The following is a 20,904-nucleotide window of genomic DNA, read 5'->3' as shown; positions in this document are numbered from 1 at the left end:
TTAATCTGATTATTTCCCGCGCCAGGGCACCGGGTTATACATACAATCCCTACAAGACTGTTTTGTTTATATTTTCACTCCTTACACTTAAAAAGATGTCTCTGAATCATCAATTATAGCTTCATAAAGGCTTCAGCTGCCAGGCTTGTGAAGACCTCAAATTGGTCGTTTACTTATCGTAAATGACCCATTTGAGGGCAAGCATATCACGGCAGTCGGAGTTTTTATAGACGCTAAATTGAAAATCTGGGCTTTTCCTGAAAATACTTATGCTGCTTTAATATTTCCTTTCTGTCTTTGCCTTCAACACACTGTAAACCGCAATATTTGTTTTTAAGCTCACAATGGCATTTTTTAAATATCTTGTCCACTATTTCCTTCTGCCCTACCATATGTAAGCCGTTCAAACCCGTAGCAGGACTACCACTGGCCAAACGAGCAACCGGAATCAGGTTAACACCCTTAAACATGCCTCGAATATATTTCCACGCCCCCATATTCTCGGGTTCTTCCTGAACCCAAAGATGCAGGATAGCGTTTTTATATTTGGTTAAGATCCCTTGCAGCTGATCATTAGGAAAGGGGTGCATTTGTTCGATTCTAATTAATGCCACATCCCGGGCATTCAGTTCCTCTTTGCGCACCAGCAAATCATAATAAACCTTTCCTGTGCAGAACACAACCCTTCTAACCTTCTCTGCGTCAACGTTAATATCGTCAATTACCTCCCGAAATTTACCCTTGGCTAATTCATCTATTGTTGAAACACATTTTGAATGACGCAACAAACTTTTGGGCGTAAAAATAATCAACGGCAAGCGAATATCCCGCATTACCTGTCGCCGCAGCACATGAAAAAGGTTAGCTGGCGTTGTGCAGTTAACCACTTGCATATTGTTATTGGCTGCCATCGATAAAAAACGCTCCACACGTGCACTGGAATGCTCCGGCCCCTGACCTTCGAAACCATGCGGCAAATACAACACCAGGCCGTTCATCAAACCCCACTTTTCTTCTGCCGAACTGATATACTGGTCGATAATCACCTGGGCCACATTATAAAAATCCCCGAACTGGGCTTCCCAGATAGTCAAGCCATTGGGTGTTGCCAGGGCATAACCATAATCGAATCCCAGAACCCCGTATTCCGAAAGGTGGGAGTTGTACACGTTAAAACGAGCCTGATCATCTGACAAATGTTTCAAAGGGAAATATAGTTTCTCGGAATCTTCAATGGTCAATCCGGCATGTCTGTGGGCAAAGGTACCTCTTACCGAATCTTGCCCGCTTAAGCGCACCGGGTGTCCTTCGGTGACCAGCGTGGCATAAGCCAGTTGTTCGCCCATGGCCCAATCCAAACGATCTTTCGCCACCATTTTTTTACGGTCGTCCATAATCTTATGCACTTTCCTAAAAAATGGTAAATCATCGGGCAAGGCCGTCAACTTCTCGCTCAACGCAAGTAACTTATCCTTCTCTACACCTGTTTCAACCGACGTGATAAAATCCTTAGGCTCGGAATACCGGAACCCCTTCCAATAATCCTCCAGGAACCGCTGGATAACCACTTTATCAATACTCTTGGAATCTTCCAACTGTTTTTCCAGATATACGTCGAACCCCTTTTGCAAGGCATTAATTTCTTCCCTAGAATACACCTTTTGTTCCAACAGCTTTTCTCCGTAAACATCTCTGGGATTAGGATGTTTGGCTATCGACTTATATAAAGTAGGCTGTGTAAACCTGGGTTCGTCCCCTTCGTTATGCCCGTATTTACGGTACGAAAGCACATCAATAAATACATCGGCATTAAATTTCTGTCTGAATTCCACGGCCAACTCCAGCGCATATACCATGGCTTCGGCATCGTCGCCATTTACATGGAAAACAGGGCTTCGGGTTACCTTACCCACATCCGTGCAATAAGTACTGGAACGGGCATCCAGGTAATTGGTGGTAAAACCCACCTGGTTGTTGATGACAATATGAATCGTCCCCCCGGTTTTATACCCCTTAAGCTGACTCATCTGAACCACCTCATAAACTACACCTTGCCCTGCAATGGCGGCGTCACCATGAATTATGATAGGTATCGCCTTGCTAAAATCCTTCTCGAATTTGTTATTAATGATGGATCGGGTAATACCTTCGATAATGGGTCCCACCGTTTCCAGGTGCGACGGGTTGGGCGCCAGGTTAATCCTCACTTTGTTACCATCATCTGTAATAATGTCGTTTTGATAACCCAGGTGATACTTCACGTCCCCTAATGAAATTCCTTCGGCATATTCATCGCCCACAAATTCCTTGAAAATATTTTCGTACGGTTTTTTCAGGATATTGGCCAGCACGCTTAATCTGCCGCGATGCGCCATACCGATCATAACCTCCTGAATACCCAAATTGGCGCCTTTGCGGATAAGAGCATGCAAGCCGGGAATGATGACCTCACTCCCCTCCAGCGAAAAACGTTTTTGGCCCACAAACTTTTTATGGATAAAACCCTCGAAACCTGCTGCCACATTCAGTTGGTCGTAAATACACTTTTTCTTCTCAATTGAAAAATCAGGCGTATTCCGTGCGGATTCCATTTTTTGCATCAACCACTCCACTACCTCCGGATGACGAATGTATAAATACTCTACTGCAACCGATTCGCAATACGTTGTTTGCAAGTGCTCGATGATGGTCTTCAATTTTGCTTTACCTATCCCCAGCTTAGAGCCTGCCTCGAATTCCTTTTCCAGATCGGCTTTTTCCAGGCCAAAGTTCTCGATATCCAAGGTTGGAAAATACTGCCGTCGCGAACGAACCGGGTTGGTTTTGGTAAACAAGTGTCCCCTTTGCCTGTAGCCATGAATCAGGTTGGCCACATTAAATTCTTTGCTCAACATTCCGCCGGAAGACGTTGTATCGTAATTTTTACGGGCAAATTCAAAGCCCTTAAAGAACAACCTGAAACTTTCGTCAACCGATTCAGGGTCGTTTAAATAATTTTGGTACAGCTCTTCTATTGTCTCTATTTCGCTGTTTCCCACAAATGAAAATTCTTCCATAGAATAGTTCCTTATCCGCGTAATTTAATTCCTGTAGATTAATTCAACACTTTTACTTGACGAATATCCTAAACTAAGGCATTCGTTATGTTACCCTTGAGGGTTTCAATCTCCCATTTTTAGTACAAACCGATAAAATATTTTAATCGATCATTGCATACGTATCATATTGGATTCGATATAAAATGCAAGATATGTATTTTAAGGATTGATTATTCGCATTAGCAGCTGAAATCTTTTAAAAAAATATTTAAAAACTAATTATTTTTATTCTTTTGCATTTATCAATCATCGAAAACGCAATTCATGACGAATTTTTTAAGACACCTTGCCCAATATTATTTTAATAAGTATCAAACCAATATATCCGAATTTTGTTTTGTTTTTCCCGGTAGAAGGGCAGGACTTTTTTTTCAACAACATTTAAGCCAGTTGATATCAAAACCCCTATGGTCGCCCAAAACGATTACCATCAATGAGTTTATCCAGGAATTTACTACCTATCAAATTGCGGATAAAATCACCCTGGTGTTTGAACTATATCAGGTGTATGAAGAGATTTACCGCACAGGCACAAGTTTCGATGAGTTTTTGCCCTGGGGCGAAATTATATTGAACGATTTTGACGATATAGATAAATACCGCGCCAATCCTCAACAGGTATTCTCCAATTTACTGTCCATCAAAGAAATTGAAGACGACTATAGTTTTCTCACCGAAGACCAGATCAATACCATTAAAAGTTTCTGGCATACTTTTAATCCCAACAAGCTATCGGAACACCAGACTGAGTTTATTAAAATATGGGAGAAGTTGTACGAGGTTTATGAACTTTTCAACCAGCGCTTACACGATAAAAACATGACCTACGAAGGTGCTGTCTATCGTAACATTGCTGATAAAATTGATCAAAAGGAACCCTTGGATATACCCTATCCCAAAGTGATATTTGTGGCCTTTAACGCCTTAAACAGTTGCGAAAAAAAATTGTTCCATCATTTGCAAATTGGAAACAAAGCTGATTTCATATGGGATTATACACCTTGGCTTCTGCCAGATAAAACACCCCTTCCAAACCCTCATGAAAGAATGAAAGCGAACGAAGCCGTTCGTTTTATTGAGGATAACCTGCGCAATTATCCGGCACCTGCCGATTGGCACTTCCCTCACAACCCTGAAATGCCTGAAATAAAGATTACATCGGTGGCTACGGACACCGCGCAAACTCAGGTGGCACATCAATTTCTACAAGAAATACCTAAAGGTGGGAATAATACAGAACTCCATTCGGCATTACAAACAGCGGTTGTTTTAACCGATGAAACTATTTTGCTACCTGTTTTACATAGTATTCCGGATGAGATTGAAAAGGTGAATATAACCATGGGATATCCTATAAAAAACACACCAGCCTATGGATTGCTGGAGCTTGTTTTTGACTTGCAAAAAAACAGCCGGAAAACAAAGGCCGGTAAAACATGGTTTTATTTCAGAAATGTAATTCCCATCCTTACCCATCAGTACATTGAGCCTTTAAGTCCAGAATTACACAAAGAAATGGCTTATTCCATGACCAGGCGGAACAAGACTTATATCGAAGGTCATGAGCTGGACAAAAGTAAATTATTGGGTTCTGTTTTCAGGGTGGTTGAAAAAAGCGAGGACTTTTCGACCTACCTGATTGATTTACTTCAACAGATGTACGCCGGACTAAAAAATAGCGACCACAGTCAGGTCATAGAAAAGGAGTTTATTTATCAACTGCACCTGACCATTACGCAGCTGGCGGACTTGATTAATAAACTGAATGTGGAAATAAACCCGGAGACCTGGATTAAGCTTTTTAAAAGAGCTGCGGACTTAAAGAGTATTCCGTTCAGTGGAGAGCCGCTTAAAGGATTACAGGTCATGGGAATTCTGGAAACAAGAGCGTTGGATTTTGAAAACCTGATTATCCTGAATATGAACGAGGGCGTATTTCCACAGTCAGGAGCCACGAACTCTCTGGTTCCTTACAGCCTGCGAAAAGCGTTTAACCTGCCAACCATCGAGCATCAGGATGCGATATTCGCCTATTATTTTTATCGTTTGATTCACAGGGCAAAGAAGGTTCAACTATTGTACAATTCATCTGCGCAAGGGATGCAAACAGGTGAGATGAGCCGCTTCCTGTTCCAGTTGAAATATGAATATCCCCCCGAAAAACTGAGTTTTTCAACTGCTGTGGATAATATTAACATTACACCTTCAAAGGATTTTTATGTAGATAAGGATGAGAAGATCATGGCTATATTGAATCAATTTCTGGAAGGTGGATCCAGAAAACTATCGCCCAGTGCGTTGAGCACCTATTTTGAATGCCCCATCCGCTTTTACTACAAGTATATTCTCAAGGCTTCGGAGCCGGATGAGATAACGGAAGAAATTGACCCCCGGATTTTTGGCACCCTTTTTCACGAAACCGTGGAAGAAATATACAAACGCTTTGTAAGTATGGAGGTACAGCCTCAGGATATTGAAACTTTGGCAAGGGATAAGTATTCCATAAACAGGGCATTGCATGCCAGTTTTAATAAATATTTCAACCAGGATTTAAATCAAAATGATTTTAAAGATATTCAGGGCAAGAATATTTTAGTGTTCGACATTATCAAAAAATATGTTTTCCAGTTTTTAAAGGTCGAAAAACAGCATGCCCCATTTTACCTCAAAGGTTTAGAAAAAGAGGTAAGTACCAATCTCAGGGTTAACGATAAAAGTATTTGCCTGGGGGGAACCATAGACCGCTTGGACGAAAAAGATGGCGCCGTTAGGGTTATCGATTATAAAACCGGAGCAGGCGATGAGCACTTTAGCAAAGTGGAAGAACTGTTTCTGCAATCGAAACATAAATCCAAGAAGGCAATTTTTCAGACCTTGCTATACAGCTACATCCTTAAACAAAGCGATTCGGAACTACCGGCTTATTTGCCCGGTGTGGTATGGATTAAAAAGATTTTTACTTCACCTGATTATTCGCTGAAGAAAGGTACACCAACCCATAACCAAAAACTTACCCTTCAAGCCGTGGAAGAAGAGTATATTGAACATCTTAAACAACACCTGGACGATTTATTTAACAAAGACATGGCCTTTACGCAGACCCAACATGCCGACAGTTGCGTGAAGTGCAGTTACAAGGGGGTGTGTGGGAAATAGTGTGTCAGCATACAGTCCCGAAAATATCAAAATTTAATATCTTGTCATATTTGCGAGCTTCCTCGGTAAACCTTTCAAATTGAAATATGGTGTTTTTCGGGATAGACTTTATGGTGTCAGCAGTTGAACCCGGATTATGTATTGGAGGTTCGTCATGAGCATTGCAAGTACAATAAAACAAGGCATTACTGAAACGAGCCATAACTTGTCCCGATTGCTTTTGGGAGCATCGTTCTGGTGAGTTGAAGTGATGCAACAAAGTGTCTTGTTTTAAAGTAATTTCAATGTGTAATAGAATTTCTAATGCATATTGCGGGTTGAAACAACGCGATATCCCGCCACAAATAAACAGTTTATTTTTAGGCGGGGCATCAGTCAGCAAGCAGCAGACTAGAGGCGAAGCCCGAAATGAACCAGGCTACCCATATCTATTCCGCTTTGTTAAATCTTAAGTTGTAATTTTCGTCCCAGTCGATAAAACCGGCTATATTGGTTTCTGATTCCGATAGGCTGAATCCCTTAACTTTGCCTGTTTTCCCTTTAAAAATGAGTGCTTCCATATTTGCCCTGGTGATTTTCTTTTTTAAGAATTCAAAAGGAATCAACACCCTGCAGCCATTACTATAATTGGAACAACCCCAGGCAGATTTACCTTCCAAAATATGTCCTGTTTTGCATTTCGGGCATCGCAACTCCTTTTCGGCCTCTTTTTCTAGTCGCAAGCCAAAATTATCATCAAAACTCACCTGGCCGTTTACCTTTTTGCCCTCCAAAATAAATCCTTTAATGGATGGCGTTTTTCCTTTTAAAATTAAGGCTTCCACCTGTTTGTCCGTAAAACTCTTACCTAAATACTCAAAGGGGATTAAGGTTTTGCAACCTGAAGCATAAGCAGAACATCCCCAGGCAGATTTCCCTTTGAGCATACTCCCTTCTTTACAGCGTGGACATTTCAGTTCCATTCCGGTTTTGGGTTTAGCTTTAGGTTTAGGTTTTATTTCCTTCTCATCATCTTCTTCGATTATGATTTTACCTTTTGAATAATCGTTCTTTACCTGAAAAACTATATCCGAAACCATTTGCTTCAGCTCAGCCATAAATTCGGAAGCCTGATATTCGCCTGTTTCGATCTCCCGTAACTTTTTCTCCCAAAGCCCTGTCAGTTCAGCCGATTTCAATAAATCGTTAGAGATAAACTCCATCAGTTTAACCCCCATCGCTGTAGGCAACACGTTTTTTCGAACCTTATAAATATACTTTCGCTTAAACAGGGTTTCTATAATATTGGCTCGGGTCGAAGGTCGACCAATTCCGTTTTCCTTCATTAATTCGCGCAACTCATCATCGTCCACCTGCTTTCCCGCGGTTTCCATAGCACGCAACAAGGTGGCCTCTGTGTAATATTTGGGTGGCTGCGTTTCCTTTTCCTGGAAATCAGGTTCGTGCGGACCGCTTTCCCCTTTCACAAACTCAGGTAATATTTTATCCTCCGAATCCTTTTTTCCGGCAACCGACTTATAAACTACCCGCCAATTTTCTTTTAAGACCTGTTTGCCCGATGTCTTAAAATGTACATCCTCAACCTTTCCAAGAATGGTCGTGGTAGATATTTCGCAATCGGGATAAAAGTTGGCAATAAACCTACGGGTAACCGTATCATAGATAATCCGCTCGTCCCGGGAAAGACTTTCGGGAGGCGTCATCCCTGTTGGTATAATAGCGTGATGGTCGGTCACCTTTTTATTATCGAATACCTTTTTTGATTTACGGATTTTCGCACTCAATAAAGGCTCCACCAATTGATTGTACTGTTTTAACCCCTTTAAAATGCCTTCAATTTTAGGATAAATATCGTTACTTAAATAAGTGGTATCTACCCGGGGATAGGTCGTCAGCTTTTTTTCGTAAAGCGACTGAATCCCTTTTAAAGTCTCGTCGGCCGACAGCCCAAACTTCTTATTACATTCCACCTGTAACGAAGTTAAATCGAACAAACGGGGTGGCGCTTCTTTTCCGGGTTTACGGTTAAAATCGGTTATCTCAAATGGTTTGTCTTTGATTTTTTCCAGGGCCGAACTACCTTCCTCTTTGCTGGAAAACTTACCTTGGGTAGAGTTAAAAGTCACCTCTTTGTAAACCGTTTTTAATTCCCAATACGGTTGCGGAACAAAATTTTCGATCTCCAGGTAACGGTTTACAATCAAGGCAAGCGTCGGTGTTTGCACCCGCCCGATAGACAGCACCGTGCCGGGCTGGCTGTATTTGATGGTGTACAAGCGGGTAGCGTTGATTCCTAAAAGCCAATCTCCAATAGCCCTGGCACTTCCCGCTGCATATAATGGATTGAACTTGTCATTGTCGTACAGTTTTTCAAATCCTTCGCGGATGGCTTCTTCTGTCAACGATGATATCCATAAACGCTTTATTTGAACCTTGCATCCTGCCTTTTGCAGCACCCATCGTTGAATCACTTCTCCTTCCTGGCCAGCATCACCGCAGTTGATCACTTCCGTGGCCGATTGCACCAACTTTTGAATAACTCCGAATTGCTTTTCAACCCCCTTATTTTCAATGAGCTTTATGCCAAACTTAGATGGGATTACCGGAAGCGTGCCCAAATTCCACCGTTTCCATTCGGGTAGGTAATCATGCGGTTCTTTGAGCGTGCACAGATGACCAAAAGTCCATGTAACCTGATAGTTATTACCTTCGTAATATCCATCCTTTCTACTGGTAGCACCTACGACTTTGGCTATTTCTCCTGCCACACTGGGTTTCTCGGCAATACAAACACGCATTTTTAACTCATGATTTTTTGTGGAAGCACGAAGATAGTAAATTTTGGCGGTTGGTTGTTGGCTATTTGTTGTTGGTTGTTGCTGATTATATTGTAAGTAATTGTTATCCTTGATTTTTTAAGTTAAATATGGGTATGTATTTTATTCAGCTTTCATACGTCTACTATCTTTCCAAATCCGTTATTTATGAGTGCCATCGAAATTGAAAATAAACTAAAAATAAAAGTTACCTGACACTATAATCGTAGCAACCATAACAAAACTCATGCTTTTGTGTTATCACAATATCATTTGAATTTATAAATTGCGTAAAAAATTATGATATGAGCAAAGAGGTAGCATTCGCACAAGAACTGATAGATTTTATATACCAAAGCCCATCCCCTTATCATGTGGTTTCCAATATCAAACAAGAACTATCTGATAATGGATTTCAAGAACTTAGCTTAACCGATTCGTGGCAACTTGAAAAAGGGAAAAAATATTTTACCACCAAAAACGATTCTGCTGTTTTTGCATTTTCTTTGGGAAACAGGAACCTTCCCGACACAGGTATTAAAATGATCTGTGCACACAGCGACTCGCCGGGATTTAAAATAAAGCCCCAACCGGAGATGTTGGTTGAGAATACATTGCTTAAGTTGAATACGGAGGTGTATGGCGCCCCGATATTAATGACCTGGTTGGATCGTCCGCTTTCCATCTCCGGAAGGGTAAGCCTTAAGAGCGATAATCCGTTATTTCCAAAATCGGCCCTTGTTAACTTAAAAAAACCCTTGTTAATCATTCCTAATTTGGCCATTCACTTAAATCGGGAGATCAACGACAAGGGTATTGTCCTGAACAGGCAAAAGGATATGCTACCGCTGATGGGGGTGGTGAACGAAACCTTCGAAAAAGACAATTATTTGCTCAGTCTGCTAGCAGAAGCGCTTCATGTAAAACAAGATGATATTATTGATTTTGATTTGACCCTTTACGAGTTTGAAAAAGGTTGCATAATGGGCATGGACAACGAGATGATCAGTTCTCCAAAGCTGGACGACCTGGCCATGGCTTATGGTGGGTTAAAAGCTTTGCTGGGATCCGACAATTCCGAAACCACGCAGATGCTTTGCATTTTTGACAACGAAGAAGTGGGAAGCGTTACCAAACAAGGAGCAGGCTCTCCCGTGTTGAACAATATTTTGCTACGAATCAATGCTGCCTTAGGATATCATCAGGATGATTTTTACCGGACTATTTACAACTCCTTTATGATATCGGCAGACATGGCACACTCCATCCATCCTAATTTGGTGGAGAAACACGATCCTGTTTTACATCCGGTAATGAATGGCGGCCCCGTCATTAAAATTCATGCCAACCAAAAATATACCACCGATGGAGATTCCGGAGCTGTATTTGAAACTATTTGCCAAAAAGCCGGGGTACCATACCAGAAATTTGTCAACCGCTCGGATATGGCAGGTGGTTCAACCCTGGGCAATGTTTCAACAGGCCAAATAGATATTCGAACGGTTGATATGGGCAACCCAATGTTGGCCATGCACTCGGTTCGCGAATTGGCAGGAGTAATGGATCAAACCTATGTGGTTAAAGCGTTCACCACTTTTTACAATCTTACATAGACAGCAAGAAGTAGGGAGAAGAAGAAACAGTGAGCGTAGATTTTTTCCTACGCTCCATTTTACTTTTACTAAGTATGTTAAAAACTATTTTCCCTTATCTGAATAATTAATGTCTGTTGTACTGTCAACTGATGACTGATCCACGATATGCCTCTCCCAATAATCCGGCAAAGCTCTGTAAATAGCTGACTGGATATCAGTTCGAACATCTTCGGCAATCAACTTTTTATTATACTGGTTGGGATGGATTCTGTTGGATAAGAAAATATACATTAAATTATATTCCGGATCCATCCAAACCAAGGTGCCGGTAAAGCCCGAATGGCCATATGATGATGGGGAGGCTTCATGACAAGTGGGGCCCGACAACTCGGGATCGAGTACAGGTTTGTCAAAGCCTAAGCCTCTCCTATTGCCTTCTTTCACTATGGAGGTGAATGTTTTCAAGGTGCTCGAATCAATATACCGTTCACCTCCGTAATACCCATTGTTAAGGTACATCTGTAAAATCTTGGCCAGGTCTTCGGCACAAGCAAACACGCCTGCATGCCCGCCAACTCCACCTAGCATCGCCGCACCCGGATCGTGAACATATCCATGAATCACTTCTTTTCTGAATGACACATCGTTTTCCGTAGGCACAATTTCCCGTTTGTTGAACTTTTCCAACGGCAAGTACATCATTCTTTCCGCCCCCAATGGTTTATAAAACGTGTTTTCAACAAATTGGTCCTGGGTGGTATTAAATTTGTTTTCAATAATTTCTTTCAGATAATAATAACCCAGATCGCTATACCGATACTCAGGATTTCCCTGTATTTCGGACGTATCAATGCCCATCCGAATCGAATCTATAAAAGCTTTGTTCATATACAAACCGGAACTAACCTGTATGTTAAAATCATCGCTTTTGGAGCGTCGGAAAACGTCAGACCTATACCGGGCACCCCTATTCATATACAATCTATTATCCACCTTTATATTATATTGGCTCGAATACCGACGACTGTAAATATCTCCTTTCAGTTTATCTTTGTCGATTGCACGTAAGTAAAAAGGGATCCACGATTGCAATCCTGCTTGATGAACCATCATATCATTTAGTTTCAAGCCGGATTTATTGGTCCCTTCCAGGCGAGGCAGCAAATTCGACAGCGAATCTTCCAGATCGATCATATCCTTATCGTACATTTTCATCACCGATGGTATTGAAGATACTATTTTGGTAACGGAGGCAATGTCGTAAAGGTCGGTTGTTTTAACATGCCTACGTTTGTTATATGTATGATAACCAAAACCCTTGTTGTAAATCACATCCCCGTCTTTGGCCACCAAAACCTGACAACCCGGAATGGCTCTTTCCCTTATGGCTTTATACACCACCTGATCGATTAATTTAAGTGTGTCGGGCATAGCCTTACTATAACCTGGTGCAAACCCTAAACGGCTTTTTCGGGTAACTTCACCGCTTCCAAATGGGAAACGGCTATTAATGCTTTTAGCCAACACCCCTTCTGCGCCGACGCCTCCAAAAACAATCTGTGCTGCAACGCCCTGTGCTATTTCGTTTATCTCATACGAAAGTAAAATGGCCTTAAAAGGGTGTTCAACCGGTAAATCCTTCAACCGGTTTCCCGAACCAAAATGAACCAAAATCAAGTCGGCCGTTGAGGATATCTGATGAAGAAACAAATACAGCAAATCATTAATATCATTCTCGAACCAATCACCATTTACTGCAACAATAATCGTATTAAACCCTGCGGTACTTTTTCTTAGTTTGGCAATCTGGTCTATGTCCGGAACACTTTCAACATAATTGTTCTCAACAGTACAATATTTCTTCAATGTTTTTTGAAAGATGGATTCCTTATTAGTACCAATATGTATTGATGCTATTTTGCGATTCTCCAAATTACGAATGGGTAAAATATCTTTATTTTCGAGCAGCACTGCACCTTTTTTATAAATCGATCTTATAATAAGATCTATTTCTTCATTAATTTCATTATACACTTTTGGCTTGGGTTTATTGGATAACAACTCACGTATCATCACACTTTTCTTACAACTCTCTTCCAGCAGGTTTTGAGGCAAAACATTATTCTCAAAAACCCTCCATAAAATATCGAAATCATTATCCACATTATCCGAATAAATTAAGTCCCCATTTTTTAGTAACATTTCCAGCGAGGGATCTTTTGAGTTCCTCCTTATATCCTGAATACTCTTCCAATCGGTACCTTTTAAATAATCGGGAACAGAGCCATGAAGTGCATTATCATCTAGGCGTAATTGCTGTTCCGAAAGAATATTTTTAGGGAGCTGATAAAGATGGGTTTGAAAAATTTGATTCCCTGAATCAACGTCCAAACAAGGTATAATCAATCGTCCTATAGGTTCCAGGAATAAGTCTATAGGTTTGTAATCCTCATTCTGAAACAACAGGTTATATGGGGATTGCATGGGAAAGTAAGCTCCGTCCAGCTTCTTTCGCAACAACACGTTCATGAGTTGCTCTCGCACATCTTTATTGTTTCCCCGCAAGAATGCAGACCTTATCATTATGTCCGATAACATGGGAGGCCTTTCCCCGTCCGGGATTAAAAGTTTTTCAATATTTACCCATTTAGGAAAAGAATCTGCTTCCTCATCGTCAGGTTGTATCACGGGTAAAACCAGTAAGGATCGCACTCTCTCCTTCAAACTTAGCGTATGGTATATGGAGTCTACTTTTTCCTCATTTACAAAATACTGCGCCTCAACCCCAAAGTTGTATGCTACAATAAATAAGAATACGTATATATATTTAGTCACTTTACTACCTCTTTTCTACAATGATTTCATTTGATTTCAAAATTAATGTAATGAATCAATTTATTAGATAATATTTAAATTGTTTTTTGAAAAATGACCATTAAAATTATAACCTTTTTGTTTTTGTTTTATTTGGTAATTCCCACAACAAAGATTATTTTAGCCGCACTAAAAATTTCATTTGCTAGATTTCTGACGCATTATGAGTGAAAATATAAGCAGTTCTCTTAACCAAAATTGGGGAGATAAAGTAATCCTTGTAGTTGAGGATGTGGATACCAACAAAATATTTTTTGATGCCGCCCTTAGAAAAACAAATGCCAAAATACTTTGGGCAAAAGACGGACAAGAAGCAGTTGATATGTACAAAGAAAATGATATTGACTTGGTATTGATGGACCTTCAGCTTCCCATCATGGATGGATACACAGCCACCAGAGAAATCAAAAAAGTAGATGGTAAAGTACCAATCATTGCACAGACCGCACATGTTATGTCGGGGGAAAGAGAAAAATGCCTGGAAGCAGGTTGCGACGATTACCTGGCCAAACCTATCAGACTGCAGATTTTAATGGAAACATTATCAAAGTACCTGAATAAGTGAGTTCGATACTAAAATATACTGAAAGGCTTCAATTTAAATTGAGGCCTTTTTTTTGTAGCGTATTAAAAAATATTACGAATAACCCTCAACCGAAATATTTACCATGCGTTTCCGGGAAGCTTGTTATTATCATCGATGTGAAGAAGTGATTTGCCTCATGCCCCCAAAGCCGTTATGTTATAAGCCCATAAATCTACTTTTAAAAACACTACCCAAACCCATAAAAATGGAAAAAGCCATTCCGCAAGGCGAAATGACTTTCCTGTTTGTTTGAAAATGTATCTCGTATAAGTTTATACTAAGTTATTCGGCAACTACTTCAAAGTTAACCTCAACCTTCACTTCGCGGTGAAGCTTGATTGTTGCCACGTATTTACCAATTTCTTTCACTTGGTCCTCTTTGATAGAAATGTTTTTACGCTCTACAGTATAACCTTCTTTTTCCAGTGCTTCTGCAATTTGAATAGTATTTACAGAACCGAAGATTTTGCCGGTCGTACTTGTCTTAGCACCTAAGGTCAACGAAAGACCTTCCATTTTTTGTGCTACCTCAAGCGCATCATTCTTAATCTTTTCTTCTTTATGAGCTCTTTGGCGCATATTCTCCTCATGTACTTTGATAGCTGAAGGAGTAGCCAAAACAGCAAGCCCTTGTGGAATAAGGTAATTTCTACCGTATCCATTCTTAACCTTTACCACTTCATTTTTGTGACCAAGGTTGGCTATATCATCTCTTAATATTACTTCCATTTTTTGTCCTCCTTTTTTATTTCATCAAGTCAGTAACATAAGGCAACAATGCAATGTGACGGGCACGCTTAACAGCTGTTGCAACTTTTCTTTGATACTTTAAAGATGTACCAGTTAAACGACGAGGAAGAATCTTACCTTGCTCGTTCAAGAATTTCTTTAAGAACTCAGGATCTTTGTAATCAACATACTTGATCTTGTTTTTCTTAAAACGACAGTACTTTTTCTTTTTGATCTCAACCGATGGAGGCGTTAAATATCTGATTTCACTTTGATTTTGTGCCATGGCCTATCTCTCCTTTTTTTCTTTGATGGTTTTTCTTCTTTTCTCACTGTAAGCAACTGCATATTTATCCATCTTGAAAGTCAAGAAGCGGATAACACGCTCGTCGCGACGAAAAGCAAGCTCTAGCTTGGCGATCGCATCAGGTTGTACTTTAAAGTCGAACAAGTTGTAAAAACCTGTCGATTTCTTTTGGATAGGATACGCCAATTTGCGCAGCCCCCAATTCTCTTCGTTTACCATTTCACCTCCATTTTCTGTAATCACAGAACGGAATTTTTCAACCGCTTCCTTCATCTGAACATCAGACAAAACGGGAGTCAAAATGAAAACGGCTTCATAATGATTCAACATAATGATAATAAATTAATTAATAAATTCGGCCGCAAAAGTAGTTATTTTAATTACAGAGTGCAAATATTTTGATGCAAAATATTCGCAAGTCATTGGCGATTAACAAATCAAATTATACTGGTAAGTGATAGCAGTTCTGGCAGTCTCAATATTTTACATTTATATCAAGAAGAAATGAATAAAATTTCTTTAAAAAATTTAGCATATGGCAAAAATGCTTTATCATTGTTTTTTTACAATTAATATATCTATTACATTATTATTTGATATCAGATAGCATTTTTATTGTAGTTGGTGCTGATGGTTTTAAACGATAATATATTTGCCTTATCGCTTCTTGAAATAGTCTTATCGGTATTTTTAATACCACTTCTTGAACAATTAATTGCAAGGACCTACTTAAATTAAGAACTTAGATATTTTAGCCTTTGCTATCTTTTTCTCTTCCTCATCTCACTTTTGTTCTATTTCTATTCAAAAATAATTTCAATAGTATTTTTTATTGTACTATTAGTTTCAGTATTTCATGAAATTTATAAGGACTTTGGATTTCTGAAAAAGAAAGTGAGTGAACATTTCGTTTTTTTTTCTTATTTTCTCATTTCTTTTTGCCTTTGCACATATTCCAGTTATTAATTCAACTTATAAAGAATTAGGCTTTGGAACTCGGTTAATTGTTGTGAACCTTTTTCAATTCTTCCGTTTGCCATCATTTTGGGAATGGTTCGCCTTAAATATGGAATTAAGTATTCCATACTGCTCCATAATTTTAAATAATGGATTGATTCTTGTGTTAAACAGCATTATTTACGATTAATTGCATCTAACAAAGACAGCTCTTGCACTTAATTTGATTGAAGTCAATTTTGCCAACTATATTTCTTTAAGAAATATACTAATCAGATGTTTACAAACAATCTCTTTGTTTTTTATATCAGATTCTTAATGAATACTTTCGCAGGAATTTACTATTGTATGATATAAATCATCAAAAGAATTAACCTTTGAATAAACAATGTTTCTGTCCATTTTTCTGAACGGAAGCTGTTGTATATTTAAAATGCTTAAATATTTGGCCGAATTATAAAGCCCTCCCGCCGGTTCAATATTAGGAGTAAATGAACTTAGCTTTAAATGGATTTAACCCCGATTTAGTGATTCTTCCTCGATGGATATTCCGGAGCAAGCACCCCCTTACCAAACGTTGGTTGAGGTCATGTTTTTAGCATGACATTCCGGCGGACATTGACCCCTTAAAATGTTTTTCGAGGAAAACATATTGCTCCGAAAACGGAAAAAAAACGGAGCGTGTTGACCCCTTGGATTTAGGTTTATTTAATTAGTGGCCGGAACTACTAATTGATACTGATTATGGCAGGGAAACCTAAAAGAATGTAAGCATTCGACTTGATACATATTAGTTTAGTTAATTCCTACCACAAATTATTATTGGAAATGCTGGATTATTTTAAAATGTATAGTAATTTAATCTTACTTCTGAAATCGCATATTTAATATTATTAATCCGTGGACTTGCTGTTCTTTGTGGCTTGGTGGTTTCCTTTACATCAAGGTATCATGCATGAATTTTAAATATTTACCCACCTTTATTCACCACAAATTATTACCTCATAAAAAACGCTATTGTAATACATTTGACTGTAATTTAAATGCAAAAATCAGATGTTGAAGATTAAAAGAAATTTACTGGCTATATGCTTGATTTTATTATTGGGGCTTGAGATTATTGTTGCCCAAAACCCATTAGTGACGCATATGTTTACGGCCGACCCTACAGCTCGCGTTTTTAATGGCAAATTATATGTCTACCCATCAAGCGATACTTATCCACCTAATGGCAGGGAGAAAGAATTTCCCCGTTTTTGTATGCCTGGTTATCATGCCTTTTCGCTGGAAAATGGAGCTACTTGGAAAGACCATGGTTGGATATTGAAAGAAAATGATGTGCCCTGGGGCGAAAAAGATACTTATGCTATGTGGGCGCCTGATTGTATTGAAAAAGATGGCAAATACTATTATTATTATCCTGCCAAGCCAAAAAACGACAATGCCTTCCGTAGAATTGGTGTTGGTGTTTCAAAAAGTCCCACCGGTCCCTTCAAATGGGAAAAAAGTTATATTGAGGGTGTATCAGGAATAGACCCTGGTTTATTGGTGGATGATAACGATAAAGCCTACTTGTTTTTTGGTGGTGGACATGAATTGTACGTAGCTCCATTGGCCGATAATATGAAAGAAATAACCCAAGACCCTATTTTAGTGGAAGGTCTGCCTGCCGGTTACAAAGAGGGGTCTTTCCCTTTTAAAAAGGATGGTAAATATTATCTGACATTTGCCCATGTGTTTGCCGATGAAGGTTATACCATTGGTTATGCAATCAGTGACAATCCTATGGGACCGTATACCTATCAGGGAAAAATAATGGATAATATCTACAATGGAACGAATCACCATTCGGTTGTAGAATATAATGGTCAATGGATTCTATTTTACCACTCCTGGGATATCAGTGGATATAACAAATTGCGCTCTATGCGAGCCGATTACATGACCTTTAAAAAGGACGGCACCATTAAAAAAGTAAAACCAACATTACGAGGCATTGGAACCCCGCAAGTAGGCGATACGATTCAGGTGGACCGTTACAACGATATTTCAGGTGCAAAAACGGCCTTTGTTGGAGGAGAGAAAGAGCCTAACGGATGGATGATCTGCGATGCCCGAATGATGAGTTATGTGCGATTTGACAGGGTTAAGTTTGATGGTGCCAGGAAAATTAAGGCCCGTGTTGCCAGCGGTCAACGTATGGGAAGCTTCGAGGTAAGGCTGAATAATCCCAAAGGTAAATTGATAGCCGAATTCCCTATTGAATATACGGGTGGGTGGAGCTCATGGAAAACCATTGAAGCTGATATTAAAGAACCCGTTACTGGAACACATAACCTTGTGGTTGTTTTTAAATCGGACTGGGGGAGTACTAAATCGGTTAATTTGAATTGGTTGCTGATGAAATAGACTTTTGGTATTAGATAGCACTATCCTTAAGTAAATTAACTAAAAAGGAGCCGATGGGTGAAATGCCAACGCTCCTTTATTTCAGTTCTACTAGTCCATACCTAAACCATACTTTTTAAAAAAACTAATTTAGAATAAACATATACGATTAAGTTCACTTATTTATATTTGTGTGAATAATCCCAAAAAGATGTCAATTTGCCACGGATTCTAACAATACTATATTTCTTTTTTCTAATTCCTTCCGTTTTAATTAAAGGAAACAATCATCTTCCCATATACCATAACCATTTTTCTGCAGGAGATGATAAGCCTCAAAATATAGAATCTTATCTGGACGAAATCAGGGCGCAAGTTGGTCGCTTTACGGCCCATCAAAAAAACAGCAAACTCAGCATCATCCCCAATGATTCTGCCGTGAGTTTTGCCTGCTGGATTAAACCCGGCAATACCATTGAGCAATCCGGAACCTTGCTTAGCGAGAACGACATCTTCAATTTTCGCTATTTATCTACAAGACAAATCCAATTTAACCATTACAATAAAAAAGATATAGACACCCAACCAATCATATGTGCCGATACGTGGCAACACCTTGGCTTTACCTTGAACGCCGCTGGAATACTTCGTATATACTACAATGGCGATTGCATAATAACAGATTCGATTAACCCCGACTGGCATAAAAACAGAAGCAGATATATTTTAGGTAACGATAAAATGGGTGTTGCAGCTCAAGGACTTGTAGATGACGTTTTAATCTATAAAAAAGAACTCTCAGATAAGGAAATTAAACAGCTTTACCTTGAAAGTAAAATCAATGGCCCATTGCAACATAAACTACTGGCTTATTTTCCTTTAGAAGGTAATTCAAAGAATAATATGCAGCATCAAATACAGTCCATCAGGCAACATATATACTTCACACATGATGAAAAAAGAGGACTGTGTGCCGATTTTAAAAACGACAGTTGTTTTATTGATTTCAAAGGGTTTGAATTTGACCAACAAATGACCGTGTCGTGCTGGCTTAAGCCTATACAGAACAATAAAGTCATGGCTATTATCGGAAACAAAAACCTTGCTTTCAGGCTCAATGCTCAGCAAAATGCCTTATTATTTACCGTACCTATGCTTTATACCTCCTACTCAAAACATTTTAAAACCGACTTGAAGGAATGGATGCACATAGCCATATCGGTGAGCATCAACCACAAAGTCGATTTTTATATCAATGGTGTCATGTTTGACTCCAAAAGCGTTGAAGGGAAAGCAGGTAACAATGCCATTGTAACCGTCGGAAGAAGTATTTGGAAAAACAATTTCAACGGTAAAATGAGTCAGCTGGCGCTTTGGAACAGAGCCCTTGGACCCGATGAAATCAGGCAGGTGTACAACGGAAAGCTGGAAACTATAGAACCTCATAAACATTATTCGCCTCTCCCCTTTTTATTAGTTGGAATTATAGCTGTTTTAGCAATAACCTTTGTGGTTTATTACCTTAAAAACGGTAAAAACAATCCCACGCAGGAATTCCGCAAAACTGAAGCTCAAAAGAATGCCATCCACCTTATCCATACCTTTAAAGCATACGACAAAAACGGTATTGATATCAGTAACCAATTCTCACCTACGCTTATCAGACTTTTATCGTTGATTATACTATACCCAATTTTAACAAACAACTATATTACTTCGGCTGAACTATCCGATATATTATGGGAAACAGATAGTCCTTCGCAACAAAAGAATAACCGCAGCACTAATATTCATCGGCTGCGTAGGTTATTGGAGAACTTTAGGAATATTGAGTTGTCGTATCAAAACAGGGAATGGAAACTTTTACATGACAATAGTTTACATGTAGATATTCATTTTATGGCAGCATCCCTAAAAAATGAAACTTACCAATACATACGGGAAGACTTATCCCTCTGCCGTCAGCTTAAAACCAACAGTTTTGATTCATTAATAGAGCAATACGAACAAAAATATATTACACTATTACAAAGTATCTGCACTGCACAATATAAAAAACAGGCATACCAGGTTGTTGCCACTTTGGCTAAATCATGGACCAGCATTGCTCCTTTAAGCGAAATCGCTCACAAATACCTGATTTCCGCTTTACTTAAAACAAAACAAAATCAGTCAGCATTAAACACTTTTGCTTCTTTTAGTTCGAGATATGTTAAAATTTTTAATGAAGAACCTACATTTAACATGGAGGACTGTAACCGCTTTATGGATGATATTTAATTTGTAATTAAAGGCGTATTTTTTATTTACCCCCCATTTTACCCCTGTGTTTACCCAATTTAAAACCTGGATATACTTAAATTTGACCAAAACTGTTCGACAAGCATTCTGGTGCGAC

At 39.2% G+C, this 20,904-nt stretch carries 11 protein-coding genes; 5 read left to right on the top strand and 6 right to left on the bottom strand.

All coding sequences use genetic code 11. The features are described 5' to 3' along the window. Positions 1 to 233: 233 nt before the first annotated feature. Positions 234 to 3,056, bottom strand: coding sequence for a 2-oxoglutarate dehydrogenase E1 component (locus tag ACT29I_RS01275; protein WP_430934351.1), 2,823 nt, complete (start codon positions 3,054 to 3,056; stop codon positions 234 to 236). Positions 3,057 to 3,362: 306 nt separating this feature from the next. Here ACT29I_RS01275 and ACT29I_RS01270 point away from each other — a divergent pair, with 306 nt between their 5' ends. Continuing rightward, the gene (locus ACT29I_RS01270; protein ID WP_430934350.1) at positions 3,363 to 6,254 is read left to right on the top strand and encodes a PD-(D/E)XK nuclease family protein; all 2,892 of its coding nucleotides are present in this window, start codon (positions 3,363 to 3,365) and stop codon (positions 6,252 to 6,254) included. A 428-nt stretch (positions 6,255 to 6,682) separates the two neighbouring features. Here ACT29I_RS01270 and ACT29I_RS01265 read toward each other — a convergent pair whose 3' ends face one another. Then, the gene (locus tag ACT29I_RS01265; protein ID WP_430934349.1) at positions 6,683 to 9,052 is read right to left on the bottom strand and encodes a type IA DNA topoisomerase; all 2,370 of its coding nucleotides are present in this window, start codon (positions 9,050 to 9,052) and stop codon (positions 6,683 to 6,685) included. Between the two features lie 323 nt (positions 9,053 to 9,375). On the opposite strand from ACT29I_RS01265, the gene ACT29I_RS01260 reads away from it, so the two are divergent. Next, a complete protein-coding gene (locus tag ACT29I_RS01260; RefSeq protein ID WP_430934348.1) occupies positions 9,376 to 10,683 on the top strand; it encodes a M18 family aminopeptidase in 1,308 nt (435 codons plus the stop codon). An 84-nt stretch (positions 10,684 to 10,767) separates the two neighbouring features. On the opposite strand, the gene ACT29I_RS01255 is transcribed toward ACT29I_RS01260, so the two are convergent. Beyond that, positions 10,768 to 13,500: a serine hydrolase domain-containing protein gene (locus ACT29I_RS01255; protein WP_430934347.1), complete on the bottom strand. Its 2,733-nt coding sequence runs from the start codon at positions 13,498 to 13,500 to the stop codon at positions 10,768 to 10,770. Positions 13,501 to 13,702: 202 nt separating this feature from the next. On the opposite strand from ACT29I_RS01255, the gene ACT29I_RS01250 reads away from it, so the two are divergent. Next, positions 13,703 to 14,104 carry a response regulator gene (locus ACT29I_RS01250; protein ID WP_430934346.1) on the top strand — a complete coding sequence of 134 codons (402 nt, stop codon included), beginning with the start codon at positions 13,703 to 13,705 and terminating at the stop codon, positions 14,102 to 14,104. Positions 14,105 to 14,407: 303 nt separating this feature from the next. Here the strand turns inward: ACT29I_RS01250 and rplI are convergent, their stop codons facing one another. Genes rplI through rpsF form a run of 3 tightly spaced genes read right to left on the bottom strand, consistent with a single transcriptional unit; the run spans position 14,408 to position 15,491 of the window. Next, entirely contained in the window at positions 14,408 to 14,854 is a 447-nt protein-coding gene (gene rplI / locus ACT29I_RS01245; protein ID WP_430934345.1) for a 50S ribosomal protein L9, read from the bottom strand. A gap of 16 nt (positions 14,855 to 14,870) precedes the next feature. Next, positions 14,871 to 15,140, bottom strand: a complete 270-nt coding sequence (rpsR, locus tag ACT29I_RS01240) for a 30S ribosomal protein S18 (RefSeq protein ID WP_027471639.1) — start codon at positions 15,138 to 15,140, stop codon at positions 14,871 to 14,873. A 3-nt stretch (positions 15,141 to 15,143) separates the two neighbouring features. After that, entirely contained in the window at positions 15,144 to 15,491 is a 348-nt protein-coding gene (rpsF, locus tag ACT29I_RS01235) for a 30S ribosomal protein S6 (protein WP_430934344.1), read from the bottom strand. 1,683 nt (positions 15,492 to 17,174) lie between these two features. Between rpsF and ACT29I_RS01230 the strand changes: the two genes are divergently transcribed. Beyond that, positions 17,175 to 18,527, top strand: coding sequence for a family 43 glycosylhydrolase (locus tag ACT29I_RS01230; protein ID WP_444792518.1), 1,353 nt, complete (start codon positions 17,175 to 17,177; stop codon positions 18,525 to 18,527). Between the two features lie 198 nt (positions 18,528 to 18,725). Further along, on the top strand, positions 18,726 to 20,786 hold the full coding sequence (locus tag ACT29I_RS01225; protein WP_430934342.1) for a LamG-like jellyroll fold domain-containing protein: 2,061 nt from the start codon (positions 18,726 to 18,728) through the stop codon (positions 20,784 to 20,786). Positions 20,787 to 20,904 lie beyond the last annotated feature (118 nt).

It is taken from the genome of Saccharicrinis sp. GN24d3, from assembly GCF_052400645.1.
Lineage (GTDB): Bacteria > Bacteroidota > Bacteroidia > Bacteroidales > Marinilabiliaceae > Saccharicrinis.
This window is presented reverse-complemented; position numbering and strand designations above follow the sequence as displayed.